Raw genomic sequence first — 26,045 nt, forward strand, 5'->3', positions numbered from 1 at the left:
TACTAATCATAAAATAAATAAAAGGAATGACCATGATAAATTTTTCTATTAACAAAACTTTATTTTTACAAGCACTAAATACTACCAAAAGAGCGATCAGTTCAAAAAATGCTATCCCAATTCTTTCCACGATTAAAATTGATGTCACTCCAGAAGGAGTTGCCTTATCTGGATCGAATGGCCAAATTTCAATTGAAAACTTTATTTCTATCAAAGATGAAAATGCTGGTTTACTAGTGACCTCCCCAGGTTCTATTTTATTGGAAGCAACTTTCTTTATTAATGTGGTTTCAAGTTTACCAGATGTTACTTTAGATTTTAAAGAGATTGAACAAAAACAGGTTCTTTTAACAAGTGGAAAATCAGAAATTACACTTAAAGGAAAAGATGCAGATCAATATCCACGTATTCAAGAAATTGCTGCAAGTAATCCATTAGTTTTGGAAACAAAATTATTAAAACAATTAATTAATGAAACAGCATTTGCAGCAAGTGTACAAGAAAGTCGGCCAATTTTGACAGGTGTTCACTTTGTTCTATCGGATAATAAAGAGCTAAAAACAGTAGCAACAGACTCTCACCGTATGAGTCAAAAAGTGATTACACTGGAGAAAAATGGAGACAACTTTGATGTTGTCATCCCAAGTCGCTCTCTTCGTGAATTCACCTCTGTCTTTTCTGATGATATTGAAACAGTTGAAGTTTTCTTTGCTAACAATCAAATCCTATTTAGAAGTGAACACATTAGTTTTTATACCCGTTTGCTAGAAGGAAATTATCCTGATACAGACCGTCTCATTCCAACAGAATTCAATACAGAGGCAACCTTCAATGTGGCCAACCTTCGATTTGCAATGGAGCGTGCTCGTCTTCTTTCAAATGCGACTCAAAACGGAACGGTTAAATTAGAGTTCAAAAATGGAGTGGTTTCTTCTCACGTTCATTCACCAGAAGTTGGGCGAGTAAATGAAGAGATCGATACGAGCGCCGTTTCAGGAGAGGATTTGTCTATTAGCTTTAATCCAACTTATTTGATTGAAGCGCTCAAAGCTATTGACAGTGAACAAGTTGTTATTCGTTTTATTTCTTCTGTTAGACCGTTTACATTGGTTCCAGAAGGAAATGAACAAGGGTTCATTCAATTGATTACGCCAGTTCGCACAAATTAACAAAGGTGAATCATGTATACGTTAGGTGATTTTGTAGAAATGAAAAAGCCTCACGCTTGTGTGATTAAAGAAACAGGCAAGAAGGCAAATCGTTGGGAAATTACGCGACTTGGTGCAGACATAAAAATCAAGTGTAGCAATTGTGATCATGTGGTCATGATGAGTCGCCATGATTTTGAACAGAAAATGAAGAAAGTACTATAAAAGGTTCAGTCACTTATGTGACCGAACCTTTTCGATTATTTTAATTCTTCAAATTTTCCATTTTTAACTTCTTTGAAACCACCCTGTTTCATCATATCAAAAGTTGATTTGAAGCTGATATAGTCGACTTTTTTATCTTTTTGTGTCGTTACTAATTTCTTTTCAATTAGCTGATCTAAGTCTGCCTTTTCATAATTTAGTGTTGTTTTTTCAACCATATAATCATCTTTATATTCAGCAGAATGTGTGAATCCTTTGACATCTTTGTATTCTTCATCATATTTATCGATCATTTCCTTTAATTGATCTTTCGTAACTCCCGCCTCTTTGTAATAAATAGTAGTGGTGGTTTGGTTACTGATCGCTTTATCACCTTTATGTTCTAGTGTAATACGAACATCTGTTTTCTTTTCTTGGTTGATTGCCTGAAGATAGGATTTTTGAACAGATTGTTGTCCACAAGCTCCAAGAAGAAAGAGAGTAAAGATAGCGATTAAAGAAAGAAAAATAGATTTCCATGTTTGTTTTTTCATCTGAAAAACTCCTTTGTTCATTGTTAAATATAGTATACCATTTTTATCTTTTTAGAACGTTACAGTTTGATGAAAAAATCTAGTTTCAAAGGTGATGAAATATTTCATTTTTCATCACTTGTCTTTTGAATTATGTTATAATAAAAGAGATTGAAATTTGAACGGAGAAAAAGAAAAATGGCATTAACAGCAGGTATCGTTGGCTTACCAAACGTTGGTAAATCAACCCTATTTAACGCAATTACAAAAGCAGGAGCAGAGGCCGCAAACTATCCCTTTGCGACCATTGATCCAAACGTCGGGATGGTAGAAGTTCCAGATGAACGCCTCCAAAAATTGACGGAAATGATTACTCCTAAGAAGACAGTTCCGACTACTTTTGAATTTACAGATATTGCTGGGATTGTGAAAGGAGCTTCTAAAGGGGAAGGACTTGGTAATAAATTCTTGGCCAACATCCGTGAAGTAGATGCCATTGTCCATGTAGTGCGTGCTTTTGATGATGAAAATGTCATGCGGGAGCAAGGTCGTGAAGATGCCTTTGTTGATCCACTAGCAGATATTGATACCATCAATTTAGAATTAATTTTAGCTGACTTAGAGTCTGTCAATAAACGCTATGCGCGTGTAGAAAAAATCGCTCGTACACAAAAAGATAAGGATTCTGTTGCAGAATTTAATGTTCTACAAAAAATCAAACCAGTTCTTGAAGATGGTAAATCAGCTCGGACCATTGAATTCACGGAGGAAGAACAAAAAGTGGTGAAAGGACTTTTCCTTTTGACTACCAAACCAGTTCTTTATGTAGCCAATGTGGATGAAGATGTTGTTGCAGATCCAGATTCTATCGAGTATGTGAAGCAAATTCGTGACTTTGCGGCAACAGAGAATGCGGAAGTAGTGGTGATTTCTGCGCGTGCTGAGGAAGAAATTTCTGAGCTAGATGATGCAGATAAACAAGAATTTTTAGAGGCAATTGGCTTAACAGAGTCTGGAGTCGATAAACTCACGCGTGCAGCTTACCACTTGTTGGGACTTGGCACTTATTTCACAGCTGGTGAAAAAGAAGTGCGTGCTTGGACCTTCAAACGTGGTATGAAAGCTCCTCAAGCTGCTGGAATCATCCACTCTGACTTTGAAAAAGGATTTATTCGTGCCGTGACCATGTCCTATGATGATTTGGTTAAATACGGTTCTGAAAAGGCTGTAAAAGAAGCGGGACGCTTGCGCGAAGAAGGAAAAGAATATGTTGTCCAAGACGGGGACATCATGGAATTCCGTTTTAATGTATAAGAGAGTTAAAAAGATATAAAGGTTGGAAAAAATATTTCCAACCCTTTTAGTGTTTTGAAAGGAAAGAGATGACGAAATTAATTGTTGGATTGGGAAATCCAGGTGATAAGTATTTTGAAACCAAACACAATGTAGGCTTTATGTTAGTTGATCAAATAGCAAAGTCTTTAAATCTTACTTTCTCCCATGATAAGATTTTTCAAGCTGATATTGCCTCAACATTTTTGAATGGCGAAAAGGTTTATTTTGTAAAGCCAACCACTTTCATGAATGAGAGTGGAAAAGCAGTCCATGCTCTTCTGACTTATTATGGTCTGGATATTGAAGATCTTTTGGTTGTTTACGATGATTTAGATATGGAAATTGGCAAGATTCGTCTTCGAGCTAAAGGATCAGCTGGAGGTCATAACGGAATCAAATCGATTATCAATCATATTGGAACTCAGACTTTTTATAGAATTAAGATTGGAATTGGAAGACCTAAGCAGGGTATGTCAGTTGTTCATCATGTCTTAGGAAAATTTGATAAAGACGATTACATCACCATTCTACAAACAATCGATCGAGTAGAAGAAGCAGTTAACGATTACTTGGTAGAAGAAAATTTTGAAAGAAGCATGCAGAAATACAACGGGTAAGTAGATGAATGTAATTGATTTAGTGAGTCAAAACTCCAACCTTCTATCCTGGCAACAAGGTTTGCAGAAAAATAATAGGGAATTGATCTTAGGATTATCTGCGACTACTAAGGCTATTGTAATGTCTTCAGCCTTTGATTCTATTGAAAAAGCAGTCCTCATCACCTCCAGTTATAACGAAGCGGAACGATTGGCTAGTGATTTTATTACCTTACTTGGAGAGGACAAAGTCCATACATTTTTGGGAGATGATAACCCTTTAGCAGAATTTGTTTTTGCTTCACAAGAAAGGCAATTTGCACGATTAGAGGCTTTGAACTTTTTATGTCAAGAGGATCGTCAAGGTATCCTTGTGACCAATGTGAGTGGTATCAAACTACTGTTACCTTCTCCTAAAGTTTTTGTATCTAGCATTTTTCAATTGAAGGTCGGTCAAGAAATAGACTTAACTACTCTGAGTGAAACATTACAGAAAATTGGCTATCAAAAAGTGGGACAGGTTTTGCAACAAGGTGAGTTTAGTCTACGAGGAGATATTTTAGATATCTTTGAGATCGACCAACTCCAACCCTATCGGATTGAATTTTTCGGAGATGAGATTGATGGAATCCGAATCTTTGACCCAGAAAGCCAGCGTTCTGTTGAAAATGTCGAAGAAGTTCAACTGAAAGCAGTGAGTGATCTATTATTGCAAGAGGAAGATTTCATCCGTGGTCAGAAGCAAATAGAACAATTGCAAGAACAGAGTGTGAATGAAGAATTTAAATCTTATCTAGCAGAAATTCTAGGAGATATTTCTCAAAGAAAACTCCATCCGGATCTTAGAAAATTTATTAGTTTCTTTTACGAGAAGCAATATACCCTATTTGATTATCTCCCTAAACACACTCCTGTCTTTCTGGATGATTATCAAAAAATAGCCGATCAAATAGCGAGATTTGAACTAGATACAGCTAATTTCTTGACGGAAGATTTACATAAAAATAGAGCTTCTTCTCGCCAAGTTTATTTTGCAGACACCAGTACAATATTACGAAAATATACACCTGCAACTTATTTTTCAAACTTTCAAAAAGGATTGGGAAATCTGAAGTTTGATCATTTGTATCAATTTAATCAATACCCAATGCAGGAGTTTTTTGGACAATTTGATTTACTAAAAGAGGAAATTGAACGGTATCGAAAATCAAACTATACAGTTATTGTCCAAGCAAGTTCTCACCACAATCTTCAACAGCTCCATAAAAATTTAGAAGAGTATGGAATTCGATTAGATTATATCGATGGGGATGCGATCATCCCTCAAGCTAGTCAATTAATTGTTGGAGGACTAGCTCACGGTTTTCAATTTGTTGATGAAAAAATTGTCTACATTACAGAGTCAGAGATTTATCAAAAAAAGATCAAACGAAAGATTCGCAGGCAAAATATTTCCAATGCAGAACGTCTAAAAAATTATAATGAACTGGAAAAAGGGGACTATGTTGTTCACCAAGTTCATGGTATTGGTCAATATTTGGGAATTGAAACGATTGAAATTTCGGGTGTCCATCGTGATTATGTCTCCATTCAATATCAAAATGGAGATCGCATCTCGATTCCTGTCGATCAGATTCAGATGTTGTCCAAATACGTTGCAAGTGATGGAAAAACGCCAAAAATTAACAAATTAAACGATGGTCGTTTCCAAAAAACGAAGCAAAAGGTTCAGACCCAGGTGGAGGATATTGCGGATGATTTGATAAAACTCTATGCAGAGCGTAGTCAATTAGAAGGTTTTGCTTATTCTTCAGATGATGAAAATCAAGAAGCTTTTGAACAAGATTTTCCATATATTGAAACAGATGATCAGTTGCGCTCCATTGAAGAAATCAAAAAAGATATGGAATCGAATCGTCCGATGGACCGACTGCTGGTTGGAGACGTCGGTTTTGGGAAAACAGAGGTTGCTATGCGAGCAGCCTTTAAGGCAGTAAATGATCATAAACAAGTAGCAGTGTTAGTTCCTACGACTGTTCTTGCCCAACAACATTATGCCAATTTTAAGGAGCGTTTTGAAGCTTTTGCGGTAGAAGTTGCTGTTTTAAGTCGTTTCCAGAGTAAGGCGGAGCAGAAGGAAACGCTTGAAAAATTGAAAAAAGGACGAGTGGATATTATTATTGGAACTCACCGGTTATTGTCTAAAGATGTCGTCTTTTCAGACTTGGGCTTGATTGTGATCGATGAAGAGCAACGTTTTGGAGTAAAGCACAAAGAAACCTTGAAAGAATTGAAAAAAAAGGTGGATGTGCTTACCTTGACAGCTACCCCTATTCCTCGGACTCTCCATATGTCTATGCTAGGAATTCGAGATTTGTCTGTCATTGAAACACCTCCGACCAATCGGTATCCTGTGCAAACTTTTGTACTAGAGACCAATCCAACTATTATTCGAGATGCTGTGTTGCGGGAGATAGATCGTGGAGGTCAAGTGTACTATCTTTACAATAAGGTAGATACGATTGAGCAAAAAGTATCCGAGTTAAAAGAGTTGATTCCAGAGGCTTCGATTGGCTTTGTTCATGGCCAAATGAGTGAAGTTCGCCTGGAAAATACCTTGTTGGATTTCATTAATGGCGAATACGATGTTTTAGTGACGACAACCATTATTGAGACAGGTGTAGATATTCCAAACGCCAATACACTTTTTATTGAAAATGCGGATCATATGGGACTTTCAACTCTTTATCAACTAAGAGGTCGTGTGGGACGAAGCAACCGAATCGCTTATGCTTATTTGATGTATCGTCCAGACAAATCTCTTACAGAAGTGTCTGAAAAACGTTTGGAAGCGATTAAAGGTTTTACTGAATTGGGGTCTGGATTTAAAATTGCTATGCGAGATCTATCGATCCGTGGAGCAGGCAATATCCTTGGAGCTTCTCAATCTGGTTTCATCGATTCAGTTGGTTTTGAAATGTATTCTCAATTGTTAGAAGAAGCTATTGCTAAAAAACAAGGCCAAGAGCATCGTAGGCAAAAGAGTAATGCAGAGTTGAACCTTCAAATAGATGCGTATTTACCTAATGAATATATTTCAGATCAACGTCAAAAAATTGAAATTTACAAACAAATTCGTGAAATGAATTCTGCGAGTGACTATGAATACTTGCAAGATGAATTGATTGATCGTTTTGGAGAATACCCAGATGTTGTCGCCTATCTACTTGAAATTGGTTTAGTGAAAGCTTACTTGGATCAAGTCTTTGTTCGTTTGGTGGAGAGAAAACAACAAAAAGTGGCAGTGAAGTTTGAACCAATTGCCAAACAACTGTTTTTAACACAGGATTATTTCAAAGCTCTGTCAATGACACAGTTGAAGGCACAGATTGCTGAAGAAAAGGGATTAATTGAAGTAATCTTTGATATTCGAAACAAGAAAGATTTTGAAATTTTAGAAGCTCTGAAGCAATTTGGTCAAACCTTATTGGAAATTAAACAGGAAAAAGAAGAGAACTAGCAGTTCTTAGCTCATTTTTCGCATTTTATGTATAAAAAATGATACAATACTATGTTAGAGGTGACAGTATGAGATTAGATAAATATTTGAAAGTTTCTCGCATTATTAAGCGTCGCCCTGTTGCAAAGGAAGTTGCAGATAAAGGGCGGATCAAAGTCAACGGAGTATTAGCCAAAAGTTCAACAGATTTGAAAGTGAATGATCAAATCGAAGTTCGTTTTGGAAATAAAGTATTGACGGTTAAAGTCTTGGAAATGTTGGATAGTACCAAAAAAGAAGATGCATCCAAAATGTACGAAATCATTAGTGAAACAAGGATAGAAGAAGATGCCTAAAAATATCGTTCAAATGAACAATAAATATATCAAAGACGAAAGTCAGCGAAAACGTTTTTTAGAAGAAGAAAGAAAAAAACGCAATCGTTTTATGGGACTCGTCTTGATATTGGTCATGTTACTGTTTATTCTTCCAACTTATAATTTAGCCCAGAGCTATCAATCGCTACAAGATAAAAAAGAACAATACAAACAGTTGGAAAAAGAGTATAAAGAGACAAGTGAACAAAAAGAATATCAACAAGACATCGCTAAAAAATTAAAAGATGATGATTACGCAACAAAATATGCACGCGCCAAGTATTCTTTTTCAAAAGATGGTGAATATGTTTATACCATCCCAGATTTACTCCCCCAATAACCGATGGAAAATATTTTACAAACAGTTAAACAATTTCTTGAATTTTCGGATGAAAAATTAGAGGAATTAAAAAAGAAAAACCAAATGATCAAACTTCAAAAGGATGAAAAGGAAAGGAATACAGGTGTCTAAACGATTTCTGCTCCTATTGTTAGTTCCAATTTTATTTATTGGGTCTCAAGCAGCGAGTGTTGAGCAGTCTGAGTCTTCTCAGACAATGGCTCATCCATCAGAACTTTATTTTTCTTCACTTCCAGCAAACCCTAATGTCTATCGCAAAATTTCTATTTTCTCTGATCCTCAGTTGAAAAAAATACAAGGAGAAATTCTTCCAAATTCACCGTTTACAATCGAACAACTCTTTGTAAACGATGAAGGGAAAGCTGTATTTAAAATAGCAGAGAAAGGGTATATATTAGCAGATTCTTCTGTCATTTTTTCTGATGTTGTACAAGAAACACAAGAAAAAAAACAGGACATGTGGCTAAAACCTGGTTTTAAAGTGTACGACCGCCCCTTAATAAATGGTGCAAAAGAAAAAAATACACCTCTTTCTCCTTATACACAAGTGACAGTCTTACGTACAGCTAAGACTTTACGAGATGAGTTTGTGGAGATTGAAGGTCAGGGCTGGGTGAACAAAGCATTCGTCACTGAAAAAGATAATCGAATGGAAAAAGTCCAGGAATTGTTAAATAGTAAATACAATTCTCCTTCGTATGGAATCTACGTAAAACAATTAGCGACTGGAAATACTGCTGGAATAAATCCGCAAAAAGAAATGTATTCTGCCAGTGTAACGAAATTACCATACTTGTACTATGTCCAAGAACAGCTCAATAAAAAAGCCATTTCTCCATCTACAACCTACAAGTATATTCCAGAAGTCAATGACTTTAAAGGTGGTTATGAACCAGAAGGAAGCGGTAGTATTTCAAAAACAGCAGATGGTAAGGAATATAGTGTCCAAGAATTAGTAGATAAGATTGCAAAAGAATCCGATAATGTTGGCCATAATATCTTGAATTATTATGTCACTCATCAATCAGATCAAGATTTCCAAAAAACTTTGGATAAAATTGCAAAAAAACATTGGGATGTTGAAAAAAGAGAAGCATCCGCTGAAATGGCTGGCAATGTCATGGAGGCTGTCTATCAACAGAATGGCTCAATTATTGATGTGCTTTCCTCTACAAAATTCGATGATCAACGGATTGCGCGTGACCTTCCAGTAAAGGTTGCTCATAAAATTGGAGATGCCTATGATTTTAGACATGATGTTGCGATTGTCTACACAAATTCACCCTATGTACTAGCCATTTTTACAGATCATTCGAATTATGATACGATTTCCAATATTTCAAAGGATATCTATGAGGTATTGAAATAATGGAAAAGCGATTTTTAGAGTTTTGTGAAAAACAAGATCTATTTACTTCCCATCGTCGTGTTTTAGTTGCCTTATCGGGTGGATTGGATTCAATGAATCTGTACGAACTTTTAGAAAAGAACAAAGAACGATTGAAAATCCAACTGATACTTGCTCATGTTAATCATGGACAAAGACCAGAATCAGATTTAGAAGAAAGAGAACTTCGAACACTAGCTGACAGGCGCAAGACACGTATCCACGTTGCTCACTATTTGGGTGATTTTACAGAAGCAAAAGCTCGTACCTTTCGTTATGATTTTTTTAGACAGATTATGGAGAAAGAGAATTGTACTGCTTTAGTAACAGGCCATCATGCAAACGATCAAGCTGAAACAACTTTCATGCGCTTGATAAGAGGAACTAAATTACGTCACTTGAGTGGCATTCCTGTACGCCAACCATTTGGAAAAGGTGAATTAATCCGTCCTTTATTGAGTTTTACCAAAGATGAGCTGATGAAAATCCCTCACTTTGAAGACAGTAGTAATTACTCACAGGATTATTTTCGCAATCGTGTACGCCATCAATACCTTCCAGAATTTGAAAAAGAAAATCCCCAAATGCAAGCAAGTCTTCGCTATTTAGCAGAGGAAGTGAATCATTGGCACCAAGCACTGAAAGAATTGACTAGCGAGTTAAGCATTCAAGATTTAGCTTCTTTTAGAACGTATTCTCATTCTGTACAATCATTCTTATTAGAAGAGTATTTGGCACAATTTCCAGATTTGCAACTTGGTAGGGCCCAGTTTCAAGAATTATTAGATTTACTGCGAAAAAAAAGAAATTGCATTCATTATTTAAAGTCGAATTATGAATTACATCAAGAATATGATTTCTTTGAAATACAAAAAATCAGTCAAAAGTCGGATGACCAACCCCTCCCATTTTTGTTAGAATTTGGGAATATCTTTGAAATTGCAAATTATAAACTATCTTTTGGACAACCATTAGTAGGAGAAAATGTAGAAATTCTTTCTGTTTCACGCGAAACTCCCATCTTAATTAGAAGGAGAAAGGAAGGAGATCAGCTGCTTGTTAATGGCCACCATCAAAAATTAAGACGGTGGTTTATCAACCATAAAATTTCAATTTCTCTTCGGCAAAAGGCTCTCATTATAGAACAAAATCATAATATTCTTTCTGTAGTGGGATTGGTAACGAGTGATTTGAGTAAGCTCTCAAAAAGTGGTATAATGAAAGATAGTCTTTATATTCAAAAAATAGATAGGTAAAAACATGTTAGAAAAAGATATAAAAAAAGTATTGGTTTCACATGATGAAATTGTAGAAGCAGCAAAGAAATTGGGTGAAACCCTAACAAAAGAGTATCAAGGAAAAAATCCTATTTTCGTTGGTATTTTGAAGGGTTCTGTTCCATTTATGGCAGAGTTGATCAACCATGTTGATACTCATATTGAATTAGACTTTATGTTAGTGTCAAGTTATCATGGTGGTACAGCAAGCTCAGGTATCATTAATATTATCAAGGATATTGATCAGGATATTACAGGTAGAGATATTTTATTTGTGGAAGATATCATCGATACAGGTAAAACCCTCAAGAGTCTAAAAGAACTCTTTGAAGAACGAAATGCAGCATCTGTGAAGATTGCGACATTATTGGATAAACCTGAAGGACGTTTGGTTGAGATCGAAGCAGATTATACTTGCTTTACGATTCCGAATGAGTTTGTTGTCGGATATGGTTTAGACTATGAAGAAAATTATCGTAACCTACCATATGTTGGTGTATTAAAAGAGGAAGTGTACTCAAAATAGAGGAGACTAGATGAATAACAGAAAAAACAACGGTTTTGTTCGAAATCCTTTTCTGTATTTGTTGATTATTGTAGCGGCTGTGACAGGATTCCAGTACTTTTTTGCGGGTAATGGAGTTGGTCAAAGTCAGCAAATCAACTACACAGAATTGGTCAAGGAAATTAAAAATGATAATGTCAAAACGATCAGTTACCAACCAAATGGTAGTGTGATTGAAATTGCAGGGACCTATAATAAAGCAAAAGAATCAAAAGAAGATACAGGAATTCAATTTTTTACCCCGAGTGTTCAAAAAGTATCTCGCTTTACTAGTGTCATCCTTCCATCTGATATCACCATCAATGAATTACAAAAATTAGCAGCTGACCACAAAGCAGAAATCACCATCAAGCGTGAGAGCTCAAGTGGCATGTGGATAACAATTCTCACTTCAATTGTTCCATTTGTTATCGTCATGTTCTTCTTCTTCTCCATGATGAACCAAGGTGGTGGCGGTGGTGCTCGTGGTGCGATGAACTTTGGTCGTAATAAAGCCCGTGCTGCTAATAAAGAAGATATTAAAGTTCGTTTTTCAGATGTAGCAGGAGCTGAGGAAGAAAAACAAGAACTTGTTGAAGTTGTTGAGTTTTTGAAAGATCCAAAACGCTTTACTAAATTAGGAGCAAGGATTCCAGCAGGTGTGCTTCTTGAAGGCCCTCCAGGAACTGGTAAAACCCTTCTAGCAAAAGCAGTAGCTGGAGAAGCTGGAGTACCATTCTTCAGTATCTCTGGTTCTGACTTTGTTGAAATGTTTGTCGGAGTCGGAGCTAGTCGTGTTCGTTCACTTTTCGAAGATGCTAAAAAAGCTGCTCCAGCTATCATTTTCATCGATGAAATTGATGCTGTTGGACGCCAACGTGGTGTAGGTCTTGGCGGTGGAAATGATGAGCGGGAACAAACCCTCAACCAGCTCTTGATTGAGATGGATGGTTTTGAAGGCAATGAAGGAATTATTGTTATTGCTGCTACTAACCGTTCAGATGTTCTGGACCCAGCCCTTCTTCGTCCTGGCCGTTTTGACCGTAAAGTATTGGTTGGGCGTCCAGATGTGAAAGGTCGTGAAGCAATTCTTCGAGTTCACGCTAAGAACAAACCACTCGCTCAAGATGTAGATTTGAAATTGGTTGCACAACAGACACCAGGATTTGTCGGTGCTGATCTTGAAAATGTTTTGAACGAAGCAGCCTTGGTAGCGGCTCGTCGAAATAAAAAAGTAATTGATGCGGCTGATATCGATGAAGCAGAAGATCGTGTTATTGCAGGTCCATCTAAGAAAGATCGGACGATTTCACAAAAAGAACGTGAAATGGTTGCTTATCATGAAGCTGGTCATACGATCGTTGGTCTTGTCTTATCGAATGCTCGTGTGGTTCATAAAGTTACCATTGTTCCACGTGGTCGCGCGGGCGGTTACATGATTGCCCTTCCTAAAGAAGATCAAATGTTACTTTCTAAAGAAGATATGAAAGAACAATTAGCAGGGCTCATGGGAGGACGTGTTGCCGAAGAAATTATTTTCAATTCGCAAACAACAGGTGCTTCAAATGATTTTGAACAAGCAACCCAAATGGCGCGTGCGATGGTAACAGAATATGGTATGAGTGAAAAACTTGGACCGGTTCAATATGAAGGAAATCATGCGATGTTTGGTGCCCAAAGCCCACAGAAAATGATTTCAGAACAAACAGCTTACGAAATCGATGAAGAAGTTCGTGGTCTGTTGAATGAAGCCCGTAATAAAGCTGCGGAAATTATTCAAGGAAATAGAGAAACGCATAAACTGATTGCCGAAGCTCTATTAAAATATGAAACCTTGGATAGTGTCCAAATTAAATCATTATACGAAACAGGAAAAATGCCCGAAAATTCAGAACATGAATTAGAAGAAGAAGCAAAACCTCTATCCTATGATGAGATTAAGTCAAAATTGGAAGAAAACAACTAATTTAAAAGAAGGAAAATATTTCCTTCTTTTTTATTAAAAAAGTGTTGACAGAGTAAAAATATTCTGTATAATAGAGTATGTTGTAAAAATGGTCCGTTGGTCAAGGGGTTAAGACACCGCCTTTTCACGGCGGTAACACGGGTTCGAATCCCGTACGGACTATCGATAAACTGTCACCAAGTGGCAGTTTTTTTTGTGTATTTGAACAAAATAGTTAAAATAATAACCAAATAGTTAAAAAAACGTGCAGAATAGAAAAAAAGTCCAAGGGGCTTCTTTATTTTTATAAAATACAGATAAAAGTAAAGGAGAGCTTATGGAATTTAATAAAATGTATCAAAAAGTAAAATATATCGTAAGAAAATGTGAAAAAGAATATTATATTCAATTATGGGAAAAAGATGATTGGGAACAAGAAGGTCAGTTAACTCTGTTTGAACTTTATCAAAAGAATCCTGAAATTGAAACAAATGAAGAATTACTTTATACATATTTCAAAACAAAATTTAGAAATCATATTAAAGATAAAATAAGACAACAGGAAAGTGATAAAAGAAAAATTAATAGACTTCCATATATTGAAATTGGGGAAATTAGCCACAGAATTTCATCAAGAAAAATGTATTTAGATGAACTGGTAGTTCTAAGAGATTCTTTAAAGGATTTTAAAGAAAAATTAACAGTAAAAGAAAAAGAACAATATGAAGCATTACTAACAAACAGAAGATGTCAAGGAAAAGCAAAAATGAAAAAGAAACTAGAGAACTATCTAAAGGATTTTAAAAATTCCATTTAAAAACTGAAAGTTGATAGTGTTTAAAAAACTTTCAAAAAAATAAATTTTTTTGAAAAAAGTATTGACAGTAAGGGTAGGTCATGATATACTAATATAGTTGTCGCGCGAGAGCGACAAAGACCTTTGAAAACTGAACAAGACGAACCAATGTGCAGGGCGCTATAACTAAGGTTATAGTAACTGAACAATAAAAAAACAATAAATCTGTCAGTGACAGAATGAGTTTAAGGCAAACAATTATTTTAATGAGAGTTTGATCCTGGCTCAGGATGAACGCTGGCGGCGTGCCTAATACATGCAAGTAGAACGCTGAAGCTTGGTGCTTGCACCGAGCGGATGAGTTGCGAACGGGTGAGTAACGCGTAGGTAACCTGCCTCTTAGCGGGGGATAACTATTGGAAACGATAGCTAATACCGCATAAAAGACGATATCGCATGATATTGATTTGAAAGGTGCAATTGCATCACTAAGAGATGGACCTGCGTTGTATTAGCTAGTTGGTGAGGTAACGGCTCACCAAGGCAACGATACATAGCCGACCTGAGAGGGTGATCGGCCACACTGGGACTGAGACACGGCCCAGACTCCTACGGGAGGCAGCAGTAGGGAATCTTCGGCAATGGGGGCAACCCTGACCGAGCAACGCCGCGTGAGTGAAGAAGGTTTTCGGATCGTAAAGCTCTGTTGTAAGAGAAGAACGAGTGTGAGAGTGGAAAGTTCACACTGTGACGGTAACTTACCAGAAAGGGACGGCTAACTACGTGCCAGCAGCCGCGGTAATACGTAGGTCCCGAGCGTTATCCGGATTTATTGGGCGTAAAGCGAGCGCAGGCGGTTAGATAAGTCTGAAGTTAAAGGCTGTGGCTTAACCATAGTACGCTTTGGAAACTGTTTAACTTGAGTGCAGAAGGGGAGAGTGGAATTCCATGTGTAGCGGTGAAATGCGTAGATATATGGAGGAACACCGGTGGCGAAAGCGGCTCTCTGGTCTGTAACTGACGCTGAGGCTCGAAAGCGTGGGGAGCAAACAGGATTAGATACCCTGGTAGTCCACGCCGTAAACGATGAGTGCTAGGTGTTGGGTCCTTTCCGGGACTCAGTGCCGCAGCTAACGCATTAAGCACTCCGCCTGGGGAGTACGACCGCAAGGTTGAAACTCAAAGGAATTGACGGGGGCCCGCACAAGCGGTGGAGCATGTGGTTTAATTCGAAGCAACGCGAAGAACCTTACCAGGTCTTGACATCCCTCTGACCGCTCTAGAGATAGAGTTTTCCTTCGGGACAGAGGTGACAGGTGGTGCATGGTTGTCGTCAGCTCGTGTCGTGAGATGTTGGGTTAAGTCCCGCAACGAGCGCAACCCCTATTGTTAGTTGCCATCATTGAGTTGGGCACTCTAGCGAGACTGCCGGTAATAAACCGGAGGAAGGTGGGGATGACGTCAAATCATCATGCCCCTTATGACCTGGGCTACACACGTGCTACAATGGCTGGTACAACGAGTCGCGAGTCGGTGACGGCAAGCTAATCTCTTAAAGCCAGTCTCAGTTCGGATTGTAGGCTGCAACTCGCCTACATGAAGTCGGAATCGCTAGTAATCGCGGATCAGCACGCCGCGGTGAATACGTTCCCGGGCCTTGTACACACCGCCCGTCACACCACGAGAGTTTGTAACACCCGAAGTCGGTGAGGTAACCGTAAGGAGCCAGCCGCCTAAGGTGGGATAGATGATTGGGGTGAAGTCGTAACAAGGTAGCCGTATCGGAAGGTGCGGCTGGATCACCTTCTTTCTAAGGAAATGGAAACCTGTACGTTGGTCTTGTTTAGTTTTGAGAGGTCTTGTGGGGCCTTAGCTCAGCTGGGAGAGCGCCTGCTTTGCACGCAGGAGGTCAGCGGTTCGATCCCGCTAGGCTCCATTAACACTTTAAGGGTGTTAAGATTGAACATTGAAAATTGAATATCTATATCAAATAGTAACAAGAAAATAAACCGAAACGCTGTAAATATTTAAAGAGTTTAGGTCGTAAGACCAAAAATAAGGTTAAGTTAATAAGGGCGCACGGTGGATGCCTTGGCACTAGAAGCCGAAGAAGGACGTGACAAACGACGAAATGCTTTGGGGAGCTGTAAGTAAGCGACGATCCAGAGATGTCCGAATGGGGGAACCCACTAGCTAATGGCTAGTACTCCTATCTGTTAAGGATAGGTAGAGGAAGACGCAGTGAACTGAAACATCTAAGTAGCTGCAGGAAGAGAAAGCAAAAGCGATTGCCTGAGTAGCGGCGAGCGAAACGGCAGGAGGGCAAACCGAAGAGTTTACTCTTCGGGGTTGTAGGACTGCAATGTGGACTTAAAGATTATAGAAGAATGACATGGGAAGGTCAGCCAAAGAGAGTAAGAGCCTCGTAATCGAAATAGTCTTTATACCTAGCAGTATCCTGAGTACGGCGGGACACGAGAAATCCCGTCGGAATCTGGGAGGACCATCTCCCAACCCTAAATACTCTCTAGTGACCGATAGTGAACCAGTACCGTGAGGGAAAGGTGAAAAGCACCCCGGGAGGGGAGTGAAATAGAACCTGAAACCGTGTGCCTACAACAAGTTCGAGCCCGTTAATGGGTGAGAGCGTGCCTTTTGTAGAATGAACCGGCGAGTTACGATATGATGCGAGGTTAAGTTGAAGAGACGGAGCCGTAGGGAAACCGAGTCTGAATAGGGCGTCTTAGTATTATGTCGTAGACCCGAAACCATGTGACCTACCCATGAGCAGGTTGAAGGTGAGGTAAAACTCACTGGAGGACCGAACCAGGGCACGTTGAAAAGTGCTTGGATGACTTGTGGGTAGCGGAGAAATTCCAAACGAACTTGGAGATAGCTGGTTCTCTCCGAAATAGCTTTAGGGCTAGCGTCGACATTAAGATTCTTGGAGGTAGAGCACTGTTTGGGTGAGGGGTCCATCCCGGATTACCAATCTCAGATAAACTCCGAATGCCAATGAATTATGGTCGGCAGTCAGACTGCGAGTGCTAAGATCCGTAGTCGAAAGGGAAACAGCCCAGACCACCAGCTAAGGTCCCAAAATAATTGTTAAGTGGAAAAGGATGTGGGGTTGCACAGACAACTAGGATGTTAGCTTAGAAGCAGCTATTCATTCAAAGAGTGCGTAATAGCTCACTAGTCGAGTGACCCTGCGCCGAAAATGTACCGGGGCTAAAACAATTTACCGAAGCTGTGGATACCTTTATAGGTATGGTAGGAGAGCGTTCTATGTGTGGAGAAGGTGTACCGTGAGGAGCGCTGGAACGCATAGAAGTGAGAATGCCGGTATGAGTAGCGAAAGACAGGTGAGAATCCTGTCCACCGTAAGACTAAGGTTTCCAGGGGAAGGCTCGTCCGCCCTGGGTTAGTCGGGACCTAAGGAGAGACCGAAAGGTGTATCCGATGGACAACAGGTTGATATTCCTGTACTAGAGTATGTAGTGAAGGAGGGACGCAGTAGGCTAACTAAAGCGTGCGACTGGAAGTGCACGTCTAAGCAGTGAGGTGTGAATTGAGTTAAATGCTTAATTCTATAACATTGAGCTGTGATGGGGAGCGAAGTTTAGTAGCGAAGTTAGTGACGTCACACTGCCAAGAAAAGCTTCTAGCGTTAATCATACTCTACCCGTACCGCAAACCGACACAGGTAGTCGAGGCGAGTAGCCTCAGGTGAGCGAGAGAACTCTCGTTAAGGAACTCGGCAAAATGACCCCGTAACTTCGGGAGAAGGGGTGCTGGCTTTACGTCAGCCGCAGTGAATAGGCCCAAGCAACTGTTTATCAAAAACACAGCTCTCTGCTAAATCGTAAGATGATGTATAGGGGGTGACGCCTGCCCGGTGCTGGAAGGTTAAGAGGAGTGCTTAGCGTAAGCGAAGGTATGAATTGAAGCCCCAGTAAACGGCGGCCGTAACTATAACGGTCCTAAGGTAGCGAAATTCCTTGTCGGGTAAGTTCCGACCCGCACGAAAGGCGTAATGATTTGGGCACTGTCTCAACGAGAGACTCGGTGAAATTTTAGTACCTGTGAAGATGCAGGTTACCCGCGACAGGACGGAAAGACCCCATGGAGCTTTACTGCAGTTTGATATTGAGTGTCTGTGCCACATGTACAGGATAGGTAGGAGCCATTGAGATCGGGACGCCAGTTTCGATGGAGGCGATGTTGGGATACTACCCTTGTGTTATGGCCACTCTAACCCGGTAGGTTAATCATCTACGGAGACAGTGTCTGACGGGCAGTTTGACTGGGGCGGTCGCCTCCTAAAAGGTAACGGAGGCGCCCAAAGGTTCCCTCAGAATGGTTGGAAATCATTCGCAGAGTGTAAAGGTATAAGGGAGCTTGACTGCGAGAGCTACAACTCGAGCAGGGACGAAAGTCGGGCTTAGTGATCCGGTGGTTCCGTATGGAAGGGCCATCGCTCAACGGATAAAAGCTACCCTGGGGATAACAGGCTTATCTCCCCCAAGAGTTCACATCGACGGGGAGGTTTGGCACCTCGATGTCGGCTCGTCGCATCCTGGGGCTGTAGTCGGTCCCAAGGGTTGGGCTGTTCGCCCATTAAAGCGGCACGCGAGCTGGGTTCAGAACGTCGTGAGACAGTTCGGTCCCTATCCGTCGCGGGCGTAGGAAATTTGAGAGGATCTGCTCCTAGTACGAGAGGACCAGAGTGGACTTACCGCTGGTGTACCAGTTGTCTCGCCAGAGGCATCGCTGGGTAGCTATGTAGGGAAGGGATAAACGCTGAAAGCATCTAAGTGTGAAACCCACCTCAAGATGAGATTTCCCATGATTTTATATCAGTAAGAGCCCTGAGAGAAGATCAGGTAGATAGGTTAGGAGTGGAAGTTGTGCGAGCAATGGAGCGGACTAATACTAATAGCTCGAGGACTTATCCAAAGAGTCAAAAGATATTGACAACGTAAGGTTAACTTGTTAGAATATAGATGTTCAATTTTGAATGTTTAATCATTCAGAGTTAAGTGACGATAGCCTAGGAGATACACCTGTACCCATGCCGAACACAGCAGTTAAGCCCTAGAACGCCGGAAGTAGTTGGGGGTTGCCCCCTGTGAGATAAGGTAGTCGCTTAGCAAGAGATTGAGCCTAGTAGATACTAGGCTCATTTGGGAGTTTAGCTCAGCTAAGGAGAACGTAAGTTCGACTTTGTCGAAACTGACGTAAGTCAGTGCACGACAGGGATCCAGTGAGTTAAACGACCATTTGGGAGTTTAGCTCAGCTGGGAGAGCATCTGCCTTACAAGCAGAGGGTCAGCGGTTCGATCCCGTTAACTCCCATAGGTCCCGTAGTGTAGCGGTTATCACGTCGCCCTGTCACGGCGAAGATCGCGGGTTCGATTCCCGTCGGGACCGTTAAGATAATGAAAATTATTTTAAGACTCGTTAGCTCAGTTGGTAGAGCAATTGACTTTTAATCAATGGGTCACTGGTTCGAGCCCAGTACGGGTCATATTTTGCGGGTTTGGCGGAATTGGCAGACGCACCAGATTTAGGATCTGGCGCTTTACGGCGTGGGGGTTCAAGTCCCTTAACCCGCATAAGAGAATAATAATGAGCCGGCTTAGCTCAGTTGGTAGAGCATCTGATTTGTAATCAGAGGGTCGCGTGTTCAAGTCATGTAGCCGGCATTTTTTTATATAAAGAAAGCAATGCGAACGTAGTTCAGTGGTAGAACACCACCTTGCCAAGGTGGGGGTCGCGGGTTCGAATCCCGTCGTTCGCTTGAGGAGGCCGGGGTGGCGGAACTGGCAGACGCACAGGACTTAAAATCCTGCGATTGGTAACGATCGTACCGGTTCGATTCCGGTCCTCGGCATAGACAAAGGTTGAAAGAAGCACCCTTAGCTCAACTGGATAGAGTACCTGACTACGAATCAGGCGGTTAGAGGTTCGACTCCTCTAGGGTGCATGGTCGCAAGGCTATGTAAGAATTAAATAGGAAAGAGCACCCTTAGCTCAACTGGATAGAGTACCTGACTACGAATCAGGCGGTTAGAGGTTCGACTCCTCTAGGGTGCATAAAGCGGTAGCTTTAGATCGGGAAGTAGCTCAGCTTGGTAGAGTACTTGGTTTGGGACCAAGGTGTCGCAGGTTCGAATCCTGTCTTCCCGATATTATGGCGGTGTAGCTCAGCTGGCTAGAGCGTCCGGTTCATACCCGGGAGGTCGGGGGTTCGATCCCCTTCGCCGCTATATTGTTGATCTTGTTGGACCTTTAGCTCAGCTGGTTAGAGCTCTCGGCTCATAACCGAGTGGTCGTAGGTTCAAGTCCTACAAGGTCCATTGTTATATTGGAGGATTACCCAAGTCCGGCTGAAGGGAACGGTCTTGAAAACCGTCAGGCGTGTAAAAGCGTGCGTGGGTTCGAATCCCACATCCTCCTTTTTTTAAATTAACGCGGGATGGAGCAGCTCGGTAGCTCGTCGGGCTCATAACCCGAAGGTCGTAGGTTCAAATCCTGCTCCCGCAATTTGGCTCGGTAGCTCAGTTGGTAGAGCAATGGATTGAAGCTCCATGTGTCGGCGGTTCGATTCCGTCTCGCGCCATTACTTTTTTAATAAGCGGGTGTAGTTTAGTGGTAAAACTACAGCCTTCCAAGCTGTTGTCGCGAGTTCGATTCTCGTCACCCGCTTTGAACATAAGTTCATTACCAAGTTTTTAACTTGGGCGCGTAGCTCAGGTGGTTAGAGCGCACGCCTGATAAGCGTGAGGTCGGTGGTTCGAGTCCACTCGTGCCCATTTTGGAGAATTACTCAAGAGGCTGAAGAGGACGGTTTGCTAAATCGTTAGGTCGGGTAACTGGCGCGGGGGTTCGAATCCCCCATTCTCCGTATAATTTCAAAGTTTGAGATGACGTCTCAAACTATTTTTTATATTTTTGAAGGTTTTTTCTATGTTCTTGAATCGTTTTTTAAAAGTTTTTAGTTTTGTGTTTGTTTTGACTGTTTCAGGAATTTTATTTCTATTCCCATCTGTTAGAAATGCGATTGTTTCAAATTCTTCTGATCTATTAGCTATTGTTGACAAGGCTGTATCGGTACCATTTGTTCTTGTTGAATCTAAGGCAAATGATTTAAAAAATTTATCTGAATTAAATGATGAAAACCGCTCTTTAAAGTCACGTCTTTATCAAAAAGATATTGACCAGTCAAAACTTAGTCGTTTGGAATCAGAAAATAAGGAATTGAAAGACTTGATGTCAATTAAAAATTCTGCATCTGGTTCTAAACATGTTGTTAGTGAGATTATTGACCGCAATTATAGTTCTTGGGATCAGGAATTTGTAATTGATAAAGGTAGTATAGATGGAATTACTGATTCTATGTTTGTTCTCTCATCTGGCGGGGTCATTGGTGTAGTAGATAGTACTGAGAAAAATTCTAGTAAAGTGAAATTATTGGTTGAAGATACTATTTCTTCACAACACCTGACATTTAGAATTGAGAGTCAAGGTCAATCTATTTTTGCTTTATTAAATGGTTATGACGAGAAGACAGGTGAGTTTCGGTTGTTGCAAATTGGAGATCCAGTTGAAATTAAAAAAGGATCTCTGGTTTCAACAAGTGGTTTAGGAAAATATAAGAGTAGTGACTTACCTCTTGGTACAGTGACTTCTACTCAAAAGGCATCTGATCAGTTAGGGCAAGAAATTCGTGTGAAACCAAAGGCTAATTTAGATGTCAATCGTTATGTACTATTGATTGGAGAGTAGTGTGAAAGTCATACGTAAGTACCATTTTTTCCCTTTAATCTTATTCTTATCTTTATTTGTTGATGGGCAAATCTCTTTTATTATGTCTCGTTTCAGTCCAAGCTCCTTTGAACCTACTTCATTTATATTTCTATATGGTTTTATGTTACTGAGCCTCTATTTCTCTGAGATAGCTAGTATTTGGTGGGGAGTCTTCTTTGGTTTTTGTTTTGATGTGTATTTTTTACACACCCTAGGAATTGCCTTCCTAGTATTTCCTTTACTACAGGTGATTTTTTATCGGTGTAATCAGATTATTTTGGTCAATCGATTGACTCGTTTTTTTACATTTTTATTAACGATTCTATTATTTCAGATTTTAACAAACCTTCTTTTGATTCTTTTTATTGGTATAAAATTTAACTGGATTACATTAATTATTTACCAAATTTCCCCAAGTTTAATTTTGAATGTACTTCTATTAATAGTATTACAGCCATTACTTGAAAAGATTTATTTATAAACTCGAAATAAAAATGTAACAATAGCGTAATATAAATTTTTAAAAAATTTGTTATACTAGTTAGTGTCTTATTAGAAAGGGAAAATTTATCTAATGAAGAAAAAATTATTTGCCACAATCTTATTGAGTACAGTTGCTTTATCACAAGGTGCTGTTGTAGCTGGTGTATCAGCTGACTCAACAGATGATAAGATTGCTGCTCAAGATAACAAAATCAATAGTATTAATCAACAACAACAAAGTGCACAAGCTCAGGTAGATCAAATCCAAGGTCAAGTATCTGAAATTAAACAACAACAAGAAAATCTTCAAGCTGAAAATGACCGTTTGAATGAAGAATCGGAACGATTGTCAGCTGAGATCGATGAGTTGTCAAAAAATATTGTAGCTCGTCAAGAATCTCTTGCAAATCAAGCACGTAGTGCTCAAACAACTGGGACTGCAACAAGCTATATTAATGCGATTGTTAGCTCTGGATCTTTGACAGAAGCTATCTCACGTATTTCTGCTATGAATGAAATTGCAGATGCTAACAACAAAATGTTGCAAGAGCAAAAACGTGATAAAGAAGACATTGCACAAAAACAAAAAGAAAACAACGACGCTATCAATACTGTTATTGCAAACAAACAGCAATTAGAAGATGATGCGCAAGCTTTGTCAACTAAAGAAGCTGAGTTGAAAGTGGCACAATTGAATTTGGCAGCTGAAAAATCATCTGCTGAAAACGAAAAGAACGCTTTGTTGCAACAAAAAGCTGAAGCTGAAAAAGCGGCAGCGGCAGCGGCAGCAGCTGAAGCAGCTTACCGTGCAAAACAAAAGGAACAACAAGCAGCTGTGAAAGCTTCTGCAAATACTACCCTTCAAGCACAAGTTCAGGCAGCAGCACAAACACCTGCTGCAACACCAGCGGCAGCACAAACTCAAGCAGTAGCTCAACCTGCTGTTCAAACTCAAGCAGCGGCAGCACCAGTTGCAACTACTTCTCGTCCAACTTATAGTACATCTGCATCATCTTATCCAGTTGGTGAATGTACATGGGGTGCGAAGACATTGGCTCCATGGGCAGGTGATTACTGGGGTAATGGTGGACAATGGGCAGCAAGTGCTGCAGCAGCAGGATTCCGTACAGGATCTCAACCACAAGTTGGTGCCATTGCATGTTGGAATGATGGTGGATATGGACACGTAGCAGTTGTTACAGCCGTTCAATCTACAACAAGCATCCAAGTTTCTGAGTCTAACTATAATGGTATCCGTAGTATTGGTAACTACCGTGGTTGGTTTAACCCAACAACAGCACAAGGTACTGTTACTTATATCTATCCAAACTAAGAATTACACTGAAGCAGAACATTTGTTCTGCTTCTTTTTTGATAGAATTTATGTAGTGATAGATTTTGTAATTTCCATAAATTAATATTTGAATATTTGCTTAAAAAGCGATAAAATGATTACAGGAGAAATTTGTGCTGACTGTACAATATGGTTTTAGATTTTACTGGAGGAAATCATGTCATTTTCTGATTTAATGCTCTTTGCTTTGTCGTCAAATCAAGAATTGGCTCAACGTGTGTCTCGAGAAATGGGACTACCGCTTGGAAAGTCAACGGTTCGTCAATTTTCTGATGGAGAAATTCAGGTTAATATTGAAGAATCAATCCGTGGGAAAGATGTTTATATTTTGCAATCCACTAGCTCACCGGTTAACGATAATCTAATGGAAATTTTGATTATGGTAGATGCGTTGAAACGTGCTAGTGCGCAATCCATTAATGTGGTGATGCCATATTACGGCTATGCTCGTCAAGACCGGAAAGCTCGAGCTCGTGAACCAATCACTTCTAAGTTGGTAGCCAATATGCTTGAGGTTGCTGGAGTTGATCGTCTCTTGACAATTGATTTGCATGCTGCTCAAATTCAAGGTTTCTTTGATATTCCTGTTGACCACTTGATGGGTGCGCCTTTGATCGCCGACTATTTTGAACGTCGTGGGATGATTGGGAAAGACTATGTTGTTGTCAGTCCAGACCATGGTGGTGTGACTCGTGCTCGGAAATTAGCTGAATTTTTGAAGACACCGATTGCGATTATTGATAAACGTCGAAGTGTCGATAAGATGAATACGAGTGAAGTGATGAATATCATTGGGAGTGTTGAAGGCAAGACTTGTATTTTGATTGATGATATGATTGATACAGCTGGTACAATTTGTCATGCGGCGGATGCCCTTGCAGAAGCAGGTGCTGTTGAAGTTTATGCAAGCTGTACTCACCCTGTTTTATCAGGACCAGCGATGGACAACATCCAAAAATCAGCCATTAAGAAGTTGGTGGTGTTGGATACGATTTATCTACCTGAAGATCGATTAATTGATAAGATTGAGCAAATTTCGATTGCGAAACTTCTTGCAGAGGCTATTGTTCGCATTCACGAAAATCGTCCTCTTTCCCCTTTGTTTGAAATTGGAAATGCGAAGAAATCTTAAAAATAATGAAGAGGCTGGGGAACTAGTCTCTTTTTTAGGAAAGGAGATGTTATGAAAGTAGTAGAATGGTGGCAGAAAAGGGAAAAAGAAAAGAAACAGAAAAAATTGCTCACTGCAGCACAAAAGTTAGAAGCTAAGGCGGATCCGAGTTTACCGAAGAAAAGATTACCAAAGAATGGCGCAGTGAAATAAACAAACCGAATATGAAAGAGATCGTTGGGGGGGTGAAAGAATGATAGTAAATATTATGGAACGATTCATGAAATTGTTTTGGATAGGGATTTGAAAGAATGAACAGGATGTAATATAAACAACCAAATACTTAGTGGAAATATTGATGTAAACTAGGATTTATCACTATTGTGATGCTGTAGGAAGTGTATTCGGAATGGCTCTCAAATCTTGTATGTTTTGCATTTAAATAAATAGAAAACTTAAACTTTTTTAAAAAAATAAGAAAAAAAGTCTTGACATAGGAAGAATATCCTAGTATACTAGTCATAGTTACGAAGTAACGATTAATTTTTGAAAAGAAAAAAGGAGATAAAACAATGAAAAAAGTTTTATTATCATCAGTAGCAGCTCTTGCAGTATTTGCTGCAGCAGCACCTGTATTTGCACAAGGTGAAAACCCAAGTTCTTCAAACCAATTGATCCAAAAGAAATACGTTTCTGAACGTGATATTGCTGATCAAGCTAACGCTTACGTAGATGCTCACCCAGAAGAAATTGCAGAACGTGTTGAAAAAGAACCTTCAGTAATTGCAGCTCGTGCAGCTCTTGAAACAGCAAAACGTACTAGTGGTCATGATTATGAAAAAGCAGTTCAACGTGCACAAGAAGACCTTAACGAAGTTTTGGCTGAAGCAACAAATGCACAACGTAACCGTGCAATTCAATATTTGCAAGAAGTATACCGTAACGCAGCTATCGCTCAAGGTAACTACTGGAATGACAAAGATGGCATCCAAGACAACAAACGTAATGAAGATCGTATTGCAGATGACATCAAAGCTCAAACTGGTAAAGACGTTACTGTTACTAAAGATGAAAATGGTAACTATGTAGTTAAAGACGAAAAAGGTAACGTTGTTGCTACTGTTGACAAAGACGGTAAAACAGTTAAGGCTGATGCTAAAGCTGGTAAAGCTCTTCCAAAAACAAGCGCAGTTAAATAATTTGATTATTAATTAGCTCGAAACGAATATCACTGAGTCCTAGGGCTCAGTGATATTTTTTAGAGAAAAAATCGTCATAAGGAG

At 39.6% G+C, this 26,045-nt stretch carries 20 protein-coding genes, 20 tRNA genes and 3 rRNA genes; 42 read left to right on the forward strand and 1 reads right to left on the reverse strand.

What is annotated here, in order from left to right; all coding sequences use genetic code 11:
• The first annotated feature begins 32 nt into the window (after nt 1-32).
• Together dnaN and TZ97_RS08685 are read left to right on the forward strand one after the other, a co-directional pair.
• Nucleotides 33-1,169: a DNA polymerase III subunit beta gene (dnaN, locus tag TZ97_RS08680; protein WP_021154169.1), complete on the forward strand. Its 1,137-nt coding sequence runs from the start codon at nt 33-35 to the stop codon at nt 1,167-1,169.
• Nucleotides 1,170-1,181: 12 nt separating this feature from the next.
• Entirely contained in the window at nt 1,182-1,373 is a 192-nt protein-coding gene (locus tag TZ97_RS08685) for a DUF951 domain-containing protein (protein ID WP_003002008.1), read from the forward strand.
• A gap of 35 nt (nt 1,374-1,408) precedes the next feature.
• Here TZ97_RS08685 and TZ97_RS08690 read toward each other — a convergent pair whose 3' ends face one another.
• Nucleotides 1,409-1,906, reverse strand: a complete 498-nt coding sequence (locus TZ97_RS08690) for a DUF1307 domain-containing protein (protein ID WP_031574824.1) — start codon at nt 1,904-1,906, stop codon at nt 1,409-1,411.
• 177 nt (nt 1,907-2,083) lie between these two features.
• On the opposite strand from TZ97_RS08690, the gene ychF reads away from it, so the two are divergent.
• From ychF to abpA, 40 genes are all read left to right on the forward strand, one after another.
• The gene (gene ychF, locus TZ97_RS08695) at nt 2,084-3,199 is read left to right on the forward strand and encodes a redox-regulated ATPase YchF (protein WP_003010773.1); all 1,116 of its coding nucleotides are present in this window, start codon (nt 2,084-2,086) and stop codon (nt 3,197-3,199) included.
• Between the two features lie 68 nt (nt 3,200-3,267).
• Nucleotides 3,268-3,837 carry an aminoacyl-tRNA hydrolase gene (pth, locus tag TZ97_RS08700; RefSeq protein ID WP_045760069.1) on the forward strand — a complete coding sequence of 190 codons (570 nt, stop codon included), beginning with the start codon at nt 3,268-3,270 and terminating at the stop codon, nt 3,835-3,837.
• Nucleotides 3,838-3,841: 4 nt separating this feature from the next.
• Nucleotides 3,842-7,336 carry a transcription-repair coupling factor gene (gene mfd, locus TZ97_RS08705; protein WP_045760070.1) on the forward strand — a complete coding sequence of 1,165 codons (3,495 nt, stop codon included), beginning with the start codon at nt 3,842-3,844 and terminating at the stop codon, nt 7,334-7,336.
• A gap of 68 nt (nt 7,337-7,404) precedes the next feature.
• Complete coding sequence (locus TZ97_RS08710) at nt 7,405-7,671, forward strand: RNA-binding S4 domain-containing protein (RefSeq protein ID WP_003002258.1); 267 nt, start codon at nt 7,405-7,407, stop codon at nt 7,669-7,671.
• Entirely contained in the window at nt 7,664-8,032 is a 369-nt protein-coding gene (locus tag TZ97_RS08715; RefSeq protein ID WP_003010764.1) for an FtsB family cell division protein, read from the forward strand. The genes TZ97_RS08710 and TZ97_RS08715 overlap by 8 nt, the downstream gene beginning before the upstream one ends.
• Nucleotides 8,033-8,035: 3 nt before the next feature.
• Nucleotides 8,036-8,164, forward strand: coding sequence for an SP_0009 family protein (locus TZ97_RS11060; RefSeq protein ID WP_003009253.1), 129 nt, complete (start codon nt 8,036-8,038; stop codon nt 8,162-8,164).
• The gene (locus TZ97_RS08720; RefSeq protein WP_045760071.1) at nt 8,136-9,422 is read left to right on the forward strand and encodes a serine hydrolase; all 1,287 of its coding nucleotides are present in this window, start codon (nt 8,136-8,138) and stop codon (nt 9,420-9,422) included. Before TZ97_RS11060 ends, TZ97_RS08720 begins: the two co-directional genes overlap by 29 nt.
• Entirely contained in the window at nt 9,422-10,696 is a 1,275-nt protein-coding gene (tilS, locus tag TZ97_RS08725; RefSeq protein ID WP_045760072.1) for a tRNA lysidine(34) synthetase TilS, read from the forward strand. The genes TZ97_RS08720 and tilS overlap by 1 nt, the downstream gene beginning before the upstream one ends.
• Nucleotides 10,697-10,700: 4 nt before the next feature.
• Complete coding sequence (gene hpt / locus TZ97_RS08730; RefSeq protein ID WP_045760073.1) at nt 10,701-11,243, forward strand: hypoxanthine phosphoribosyltransferase; 543 nt, start codon at nt 10,701-10,703, stop codon at nt 11,241-11,243.
• A gap of 10 nt (nt 11,244-11,253) precedes the next feature.
• Nucleotides 11,254-13,227 (forward strand): ATP-dependent zinc metalloprotease FtsH, encoded by a 1,974-nt coding sequence (gene ftsH, locus TZ97_RS08735; RefSeq protein WP_045760074.1) that lies wholly within the window; start codon nt 11,254-11,256, stop codon nt 13,225-13,227.
• Nucleotides 13,228-13,317: 90 nt separating this feature from the next.
• Nucleotides 13,318-13,389, forward strand: a tRNA-Glu gene (locus TZ97_RS08740).
• Nucleotides 13,390-13,543: 154 nt separating this feature from the next.
• Nucleotides 13,544-14,023 carry a hypothetical protein gene (locus TZ97_RS08745; RefSeq protein ID WP_045760075.1) on the forward strand — a complete coding sequence of 160 codons (480 nt, stop codon included), beginning with the start codon at nt 13,544-13,546 and terminating at the stop codon, nt 14,021-14,023.
• A gap of 241 nt (nt 14,024-14,264) precedes the next feature.
• Nucleotides 14,265-15,812, forward strand: a 16S ribosomal RNA gene (locus TZ97_RS08750).
• A 53-nt stretch (nt 15,813-15,865) separates the two neighbouring features.
• Nucleotides 15,866-15,938, forward strand: a tRNA-Ala gene (locus tag TZ97_RS08755).
• Nucleotides 15,939-16,061: 123 nt separating this feature from the next.
• Nucleotides 16,062-18,961, forward strand: a 23S ribosomal RNA gene (locus TZ97_RS08760).
• Between the two features lie 79 nt (nt 18,962-19,040).
• A 5S ribosomal RNA gene (rrf, locus tag TZ97_RS08765) occupies nt 19,041-19,156 on the forward strand.
• Together the 16S, 23S and 5S rRNA genes with 19 tRNA genes alongside form the textbook arrangement of a ribosomal RNA operon.
• Nucleotides 19,157-19,287: 131 nt before the next feature.
• A tRNA-Val gene (locus TZ97_RS08770) sits at nt 19,288-19,360 on the forward strand.
• Between the two features lie 2 nt (nt 19,361-19,362).
• Nucleotides 19,363-19,435, forward strand: a tRNA-Asp gene (locus TZ97_RS08775).
• A gap of 24 nt (nt 19,436-19,459) precedes the next feature.
• Nucleotides 19,460-19,532, forward strand: a tRNA-Lys gene (locus tag TZ97_RS08780).
• A 6-nt stretch (nt 19,533-19,538) separates the two neighbouring features.
• Nucleotides 19,539-19,620: transfer RNA gene (locus TZ97_RS08785), tRNA-Leu, on the forward strand.
• A 17-nt stretch (nt 19,621-19,637) separates the two neighbouring features.
• Nucleotides 19,638-19,710: transfer RNA gene (locus TZ97_RS08790), tRNA-Thr, on the forward strand.
• A 23-nt stretch (nt 19,711-19,733) separates the two neighbouring features.
• Nucleotides 19,734-19,805 (forward strand) — tRNA-Gly (locus TZ97_RS08795).
• A 7-nt stretch (nt 19,806-19,812) separates the two neighbouring features.
• A tRNA-Leu gene (locus tag TZ97_RS08800) sits at nt 19,813-19,898 on the forward strand.
• A gap of 19 nt (nt 19,899-19,917) precedes the next feature.
• Nucleotides 19,918-19,991: transfer RNA gene (locus tag TZ97_RS08805), tRNA-Arg, on the forward strand.
• Between the two features lie 36 nt (nt 19,992-20,027).
• Nucleotides 20,028-20,101: transfer RNA gene (locus tag TZ97_RS08810), tRNA-Arg, on the forward strand.
• Between the two features lie 19 nt (nt 20,102-20,120).
• Nucleotides 20,121-20,194: transfer RNA gene (locus TZ97_RS08815), tRNA-Pro, on the forward strand.
• Nucleotides 20,195-20,200: 6 nt separating this feature from the next.
• Nucleotides 20,201-20,274 (forward strand) — tRNA-Met (locus TZ97_RS08820).
• Nucleotides 20,275-20,290: 16 nt separating this feature from the next.
• Nucleotides 20,291-20,364 (forward strand) — tRNA-Ile (locus tag TZ97_RS08825).
• A gap of 10 nt (nt 20,365-20,374) precedes the next feature.
• Nucleotides 20,375-20,464: transfer RNA gene (locus TZ97_RS08830), tRNA-Ser, on the forward strand.
• A 13-nt stretch (nt 20,465-20,477) separates the two neighbouring features.
• Nucleotides 20,478-20,551: transfer RNA gene (locus tag TZ97_RS08835), tRNA-Met, on the forward strand.
• 3 nt (nt 20,552-20,554) lie between these two features.
• Nucleotides 20,555-20,627, forward strand: a tRNA-Phe gene (locus tag TZ97_RS08840).
• Between the two features lie 15 nt (nt 20,628-20,642).
• A tRNA-Gly gene (locus tag TZ97_RS08845) sits at nt 20,643-20,713 on the forward strand.
• A 33-nt stretch (nt 20,714-20,746) separates the two neighbouring features.
• A tRNA-Ile gene (locus TZ97_RS08850) sits at nt 20,747-20,820 on the forward strand.
• 4 nt (nt 20,821-20,824) lie between these two features.
• Nucleotides 20,825-20,912: transfer RNA gene (locus TZ97_RS08855), tRNA-Ser, on the forward strand.
• Between the two features lie 62 nt (nt 20,913-20,974).
• A complete protein-coding gene (gene mreC, locus TZ97_RS08860) occupies nt 20,975-21,793 on the forward strand; it encodes a rod shape-determining protein MreC (RefSeq protein WP_045760076.1) in 819 nt (272 codons plus the stop codon).
• Nucleotide 21,794: 1 nt separating this feature from the next.
• Nucleotides 21,795-22,295, forward strand: coding sequence for a rod shape-determining protein MreD (mreD, locus tag TZ97_RS08865; RefSeq protein WP_045760077.1), 501 nt, complete (start codon nt 21,795-21,797; stop codon nt 22,293-22,295).
• Between the two features lie 93 nt (nt 22,296-22,388).
• Entirely contained in the window at nt 22,389-23,630 is a 1,242-nt protein-coding gene (gene pcsB, locus TZ97_RS08870; RefSeq protein ID WP_045760078.1) for a peptidoglycan hydrolase PcsB, read from the forward strand.
• Nucleotides 23,631-23,808: 178 nt separating this feature from the next.
• Nucleotides 23,809-24,783: a ribose-phosphate diphosphokinase gene (locus TZ97_RS08875; RefSeq protein WP_045760079.1), complete on the forward strand. Its 975-nt coding sequence runs from the start codon at nt 23,809-23,811 to the stop codon at nt 24,781-24,783.
• Nucleotides 24,784-24,834: 51 nt separating this feature from the next.
• A complete protein-coding gene (locus tag TZ97_RS10850; protein WP_013904380.1) occupies nt 24,835-24,975 on the forward strand; it encodes a hypothetical protein in 141 nt (46 codons plus the stop codon).
• A gap of 359 nt (nt 24,976-25,334) precedes the next feature.
• A complete protein-coding gene (abpA, locus tag TZ97_RS08880) occupies nt 25,335-25,961 on the forward strand; it encodes an amylase-binding adhesin AbpA (RefSeq protein WP_045760080.1) in 627 nt (208 codons plus the stop codon).
• The last annotated feature ends 84 nt before the right edge of the window (nt 25,962-26,045 follow it).

The organism is Streptococcus parasanguinis (genome assembly GCF_000963275.1).
Lineage (GTDB): Bacteria > Bacillota > Bacilli > Lactobacillales > Streptococcaceae > Streptococcus > Streptococcus parasanguinis_B.

Bases quoted from the DNA above. Each gene is read 5' to 3' on its own strand.
- hpt (WP_045760073.1), top strand. From the start codon at position 10,701: ATGTTAGAAAAAGATATAAAAAAAGTATTGGTTTCACATGATGAAATT.
- TZ97_RS08690 (WP_031574824.1), bottom strand. From the start codon at position 1,906: ATGAAAAAACAAACATGGAAATCTATTTTTCTTTCTTTAATCGCTATC.
- dnaN (WP_021154169.1), top strand. From the start codon at position 33: ATGATAAATTTTTCTATTAACAAAACTTTATTTTTACAAGCACTAAAT.
- mfd (WP_045760070.1), top strand. From the start codon at position 3,842: ATGAATGTAATTGATTTAGTGAGTCAAAACTCCAACCTTCTATCCTGG.
- mreC (WP_045760076.1), top strand. From the start codon at position 20,975: ATGTTCTTGAATCGTTTTTTAAAAGTTTTTAGTTTTGTGTTTGTTTTG.
- ychF (WP_003010773.1), top strand. From the start codon at position 2,084: ATGGCATTAACAGCAGGTATCGTTGGCTTACCAAACGTTGGTAAATCA.
- TZ97_RS11060 (WP_003009253.1), top strand. From the start codon at position 8,036: ATGGAAAATATTTTACAAACAGTTAAACAATTTCTTGAATTTTCGGAT.
- ftsH (WP_045760074.1), top strand. From the start codon at position 11,254: ATGAATAACAGAAAAAACAACGGTTTTGTTCGAAATCCTTTTCTGTAT.
- TZ97_RS08710 (WP_003002258.1), top strand. From the start codon at position 7,405: ATGAGATTAGATAAATATTTGAAAGTTTCTCGCATTATTAAGCGTCGC.
- abpA (WP_045760080.1), top strand. From the start codon at position 25,335: ATGAAAAAAGTTTTATTATCATCAGTAGCAGCTCTTGCAGTATTTGCT.
- TZ97_RS08685 (WP_003002008.1), top strand. From the start codon at position 1,182: ATGTATACGTTAGGTGATTTTGTAGAAATGAAAAAGCCTCACGCTTGT.
- pcsB (WP_045760078.1), top strand. From the start codon at position 22,389: ATGAAGAAAAAATTATTTGCCACAATCTTATTGAGTACAGTTGCTTTA.
- pth (WP_045760069.1), top strand. From the start codon at position 3,268: ATGACGAAATTAATTGTTGGATTGGGAAATCCAGGTGATAAGTATTTT.
- tilS (WP_045760072.1), top strand. From the start codon at position 9,422: ATGGAAAAGCGATTTTTAGAGTTTTGTGAAAAACAAGATCTATTTACT.
- TZ97_RS08720 (WP_045760071.1), top strand. From the start codon at position 8,136: ATGAAAAGGAAAGGAATACAGGTGTCTAAACGATTTCTGCTCCTATTG.
- TZ97_RS10850 (WP_013904380.1), top strand. From the start codon at position 24,835: ATGAAAGTAGTAGAATGGTGGCAGAAAAGGGAAAAAGAAAAGAAACAG.
- TZ97_RS08715 (WP_003010764.1), top strand. From the start codon at position 7,664: ATGCCTAAAAATATCGTTCAAATGAACAATAAATATATCAAAGACGAA.
- TZ97_RS08745 (WP_045760075.1), top strand. From the start codon at position 13,544: ATGGAATTTAATAAAATGTATCAAAAAGTAAAATATATCGTAAGAAAA.
- TZ97_RS08875 (WP_045760079.1), top strand. From the start codon at position 23,809: ATGTCATTTTCTGATTTAATGCTCTTTGCTTTGTCGTCAAATCAAGAA.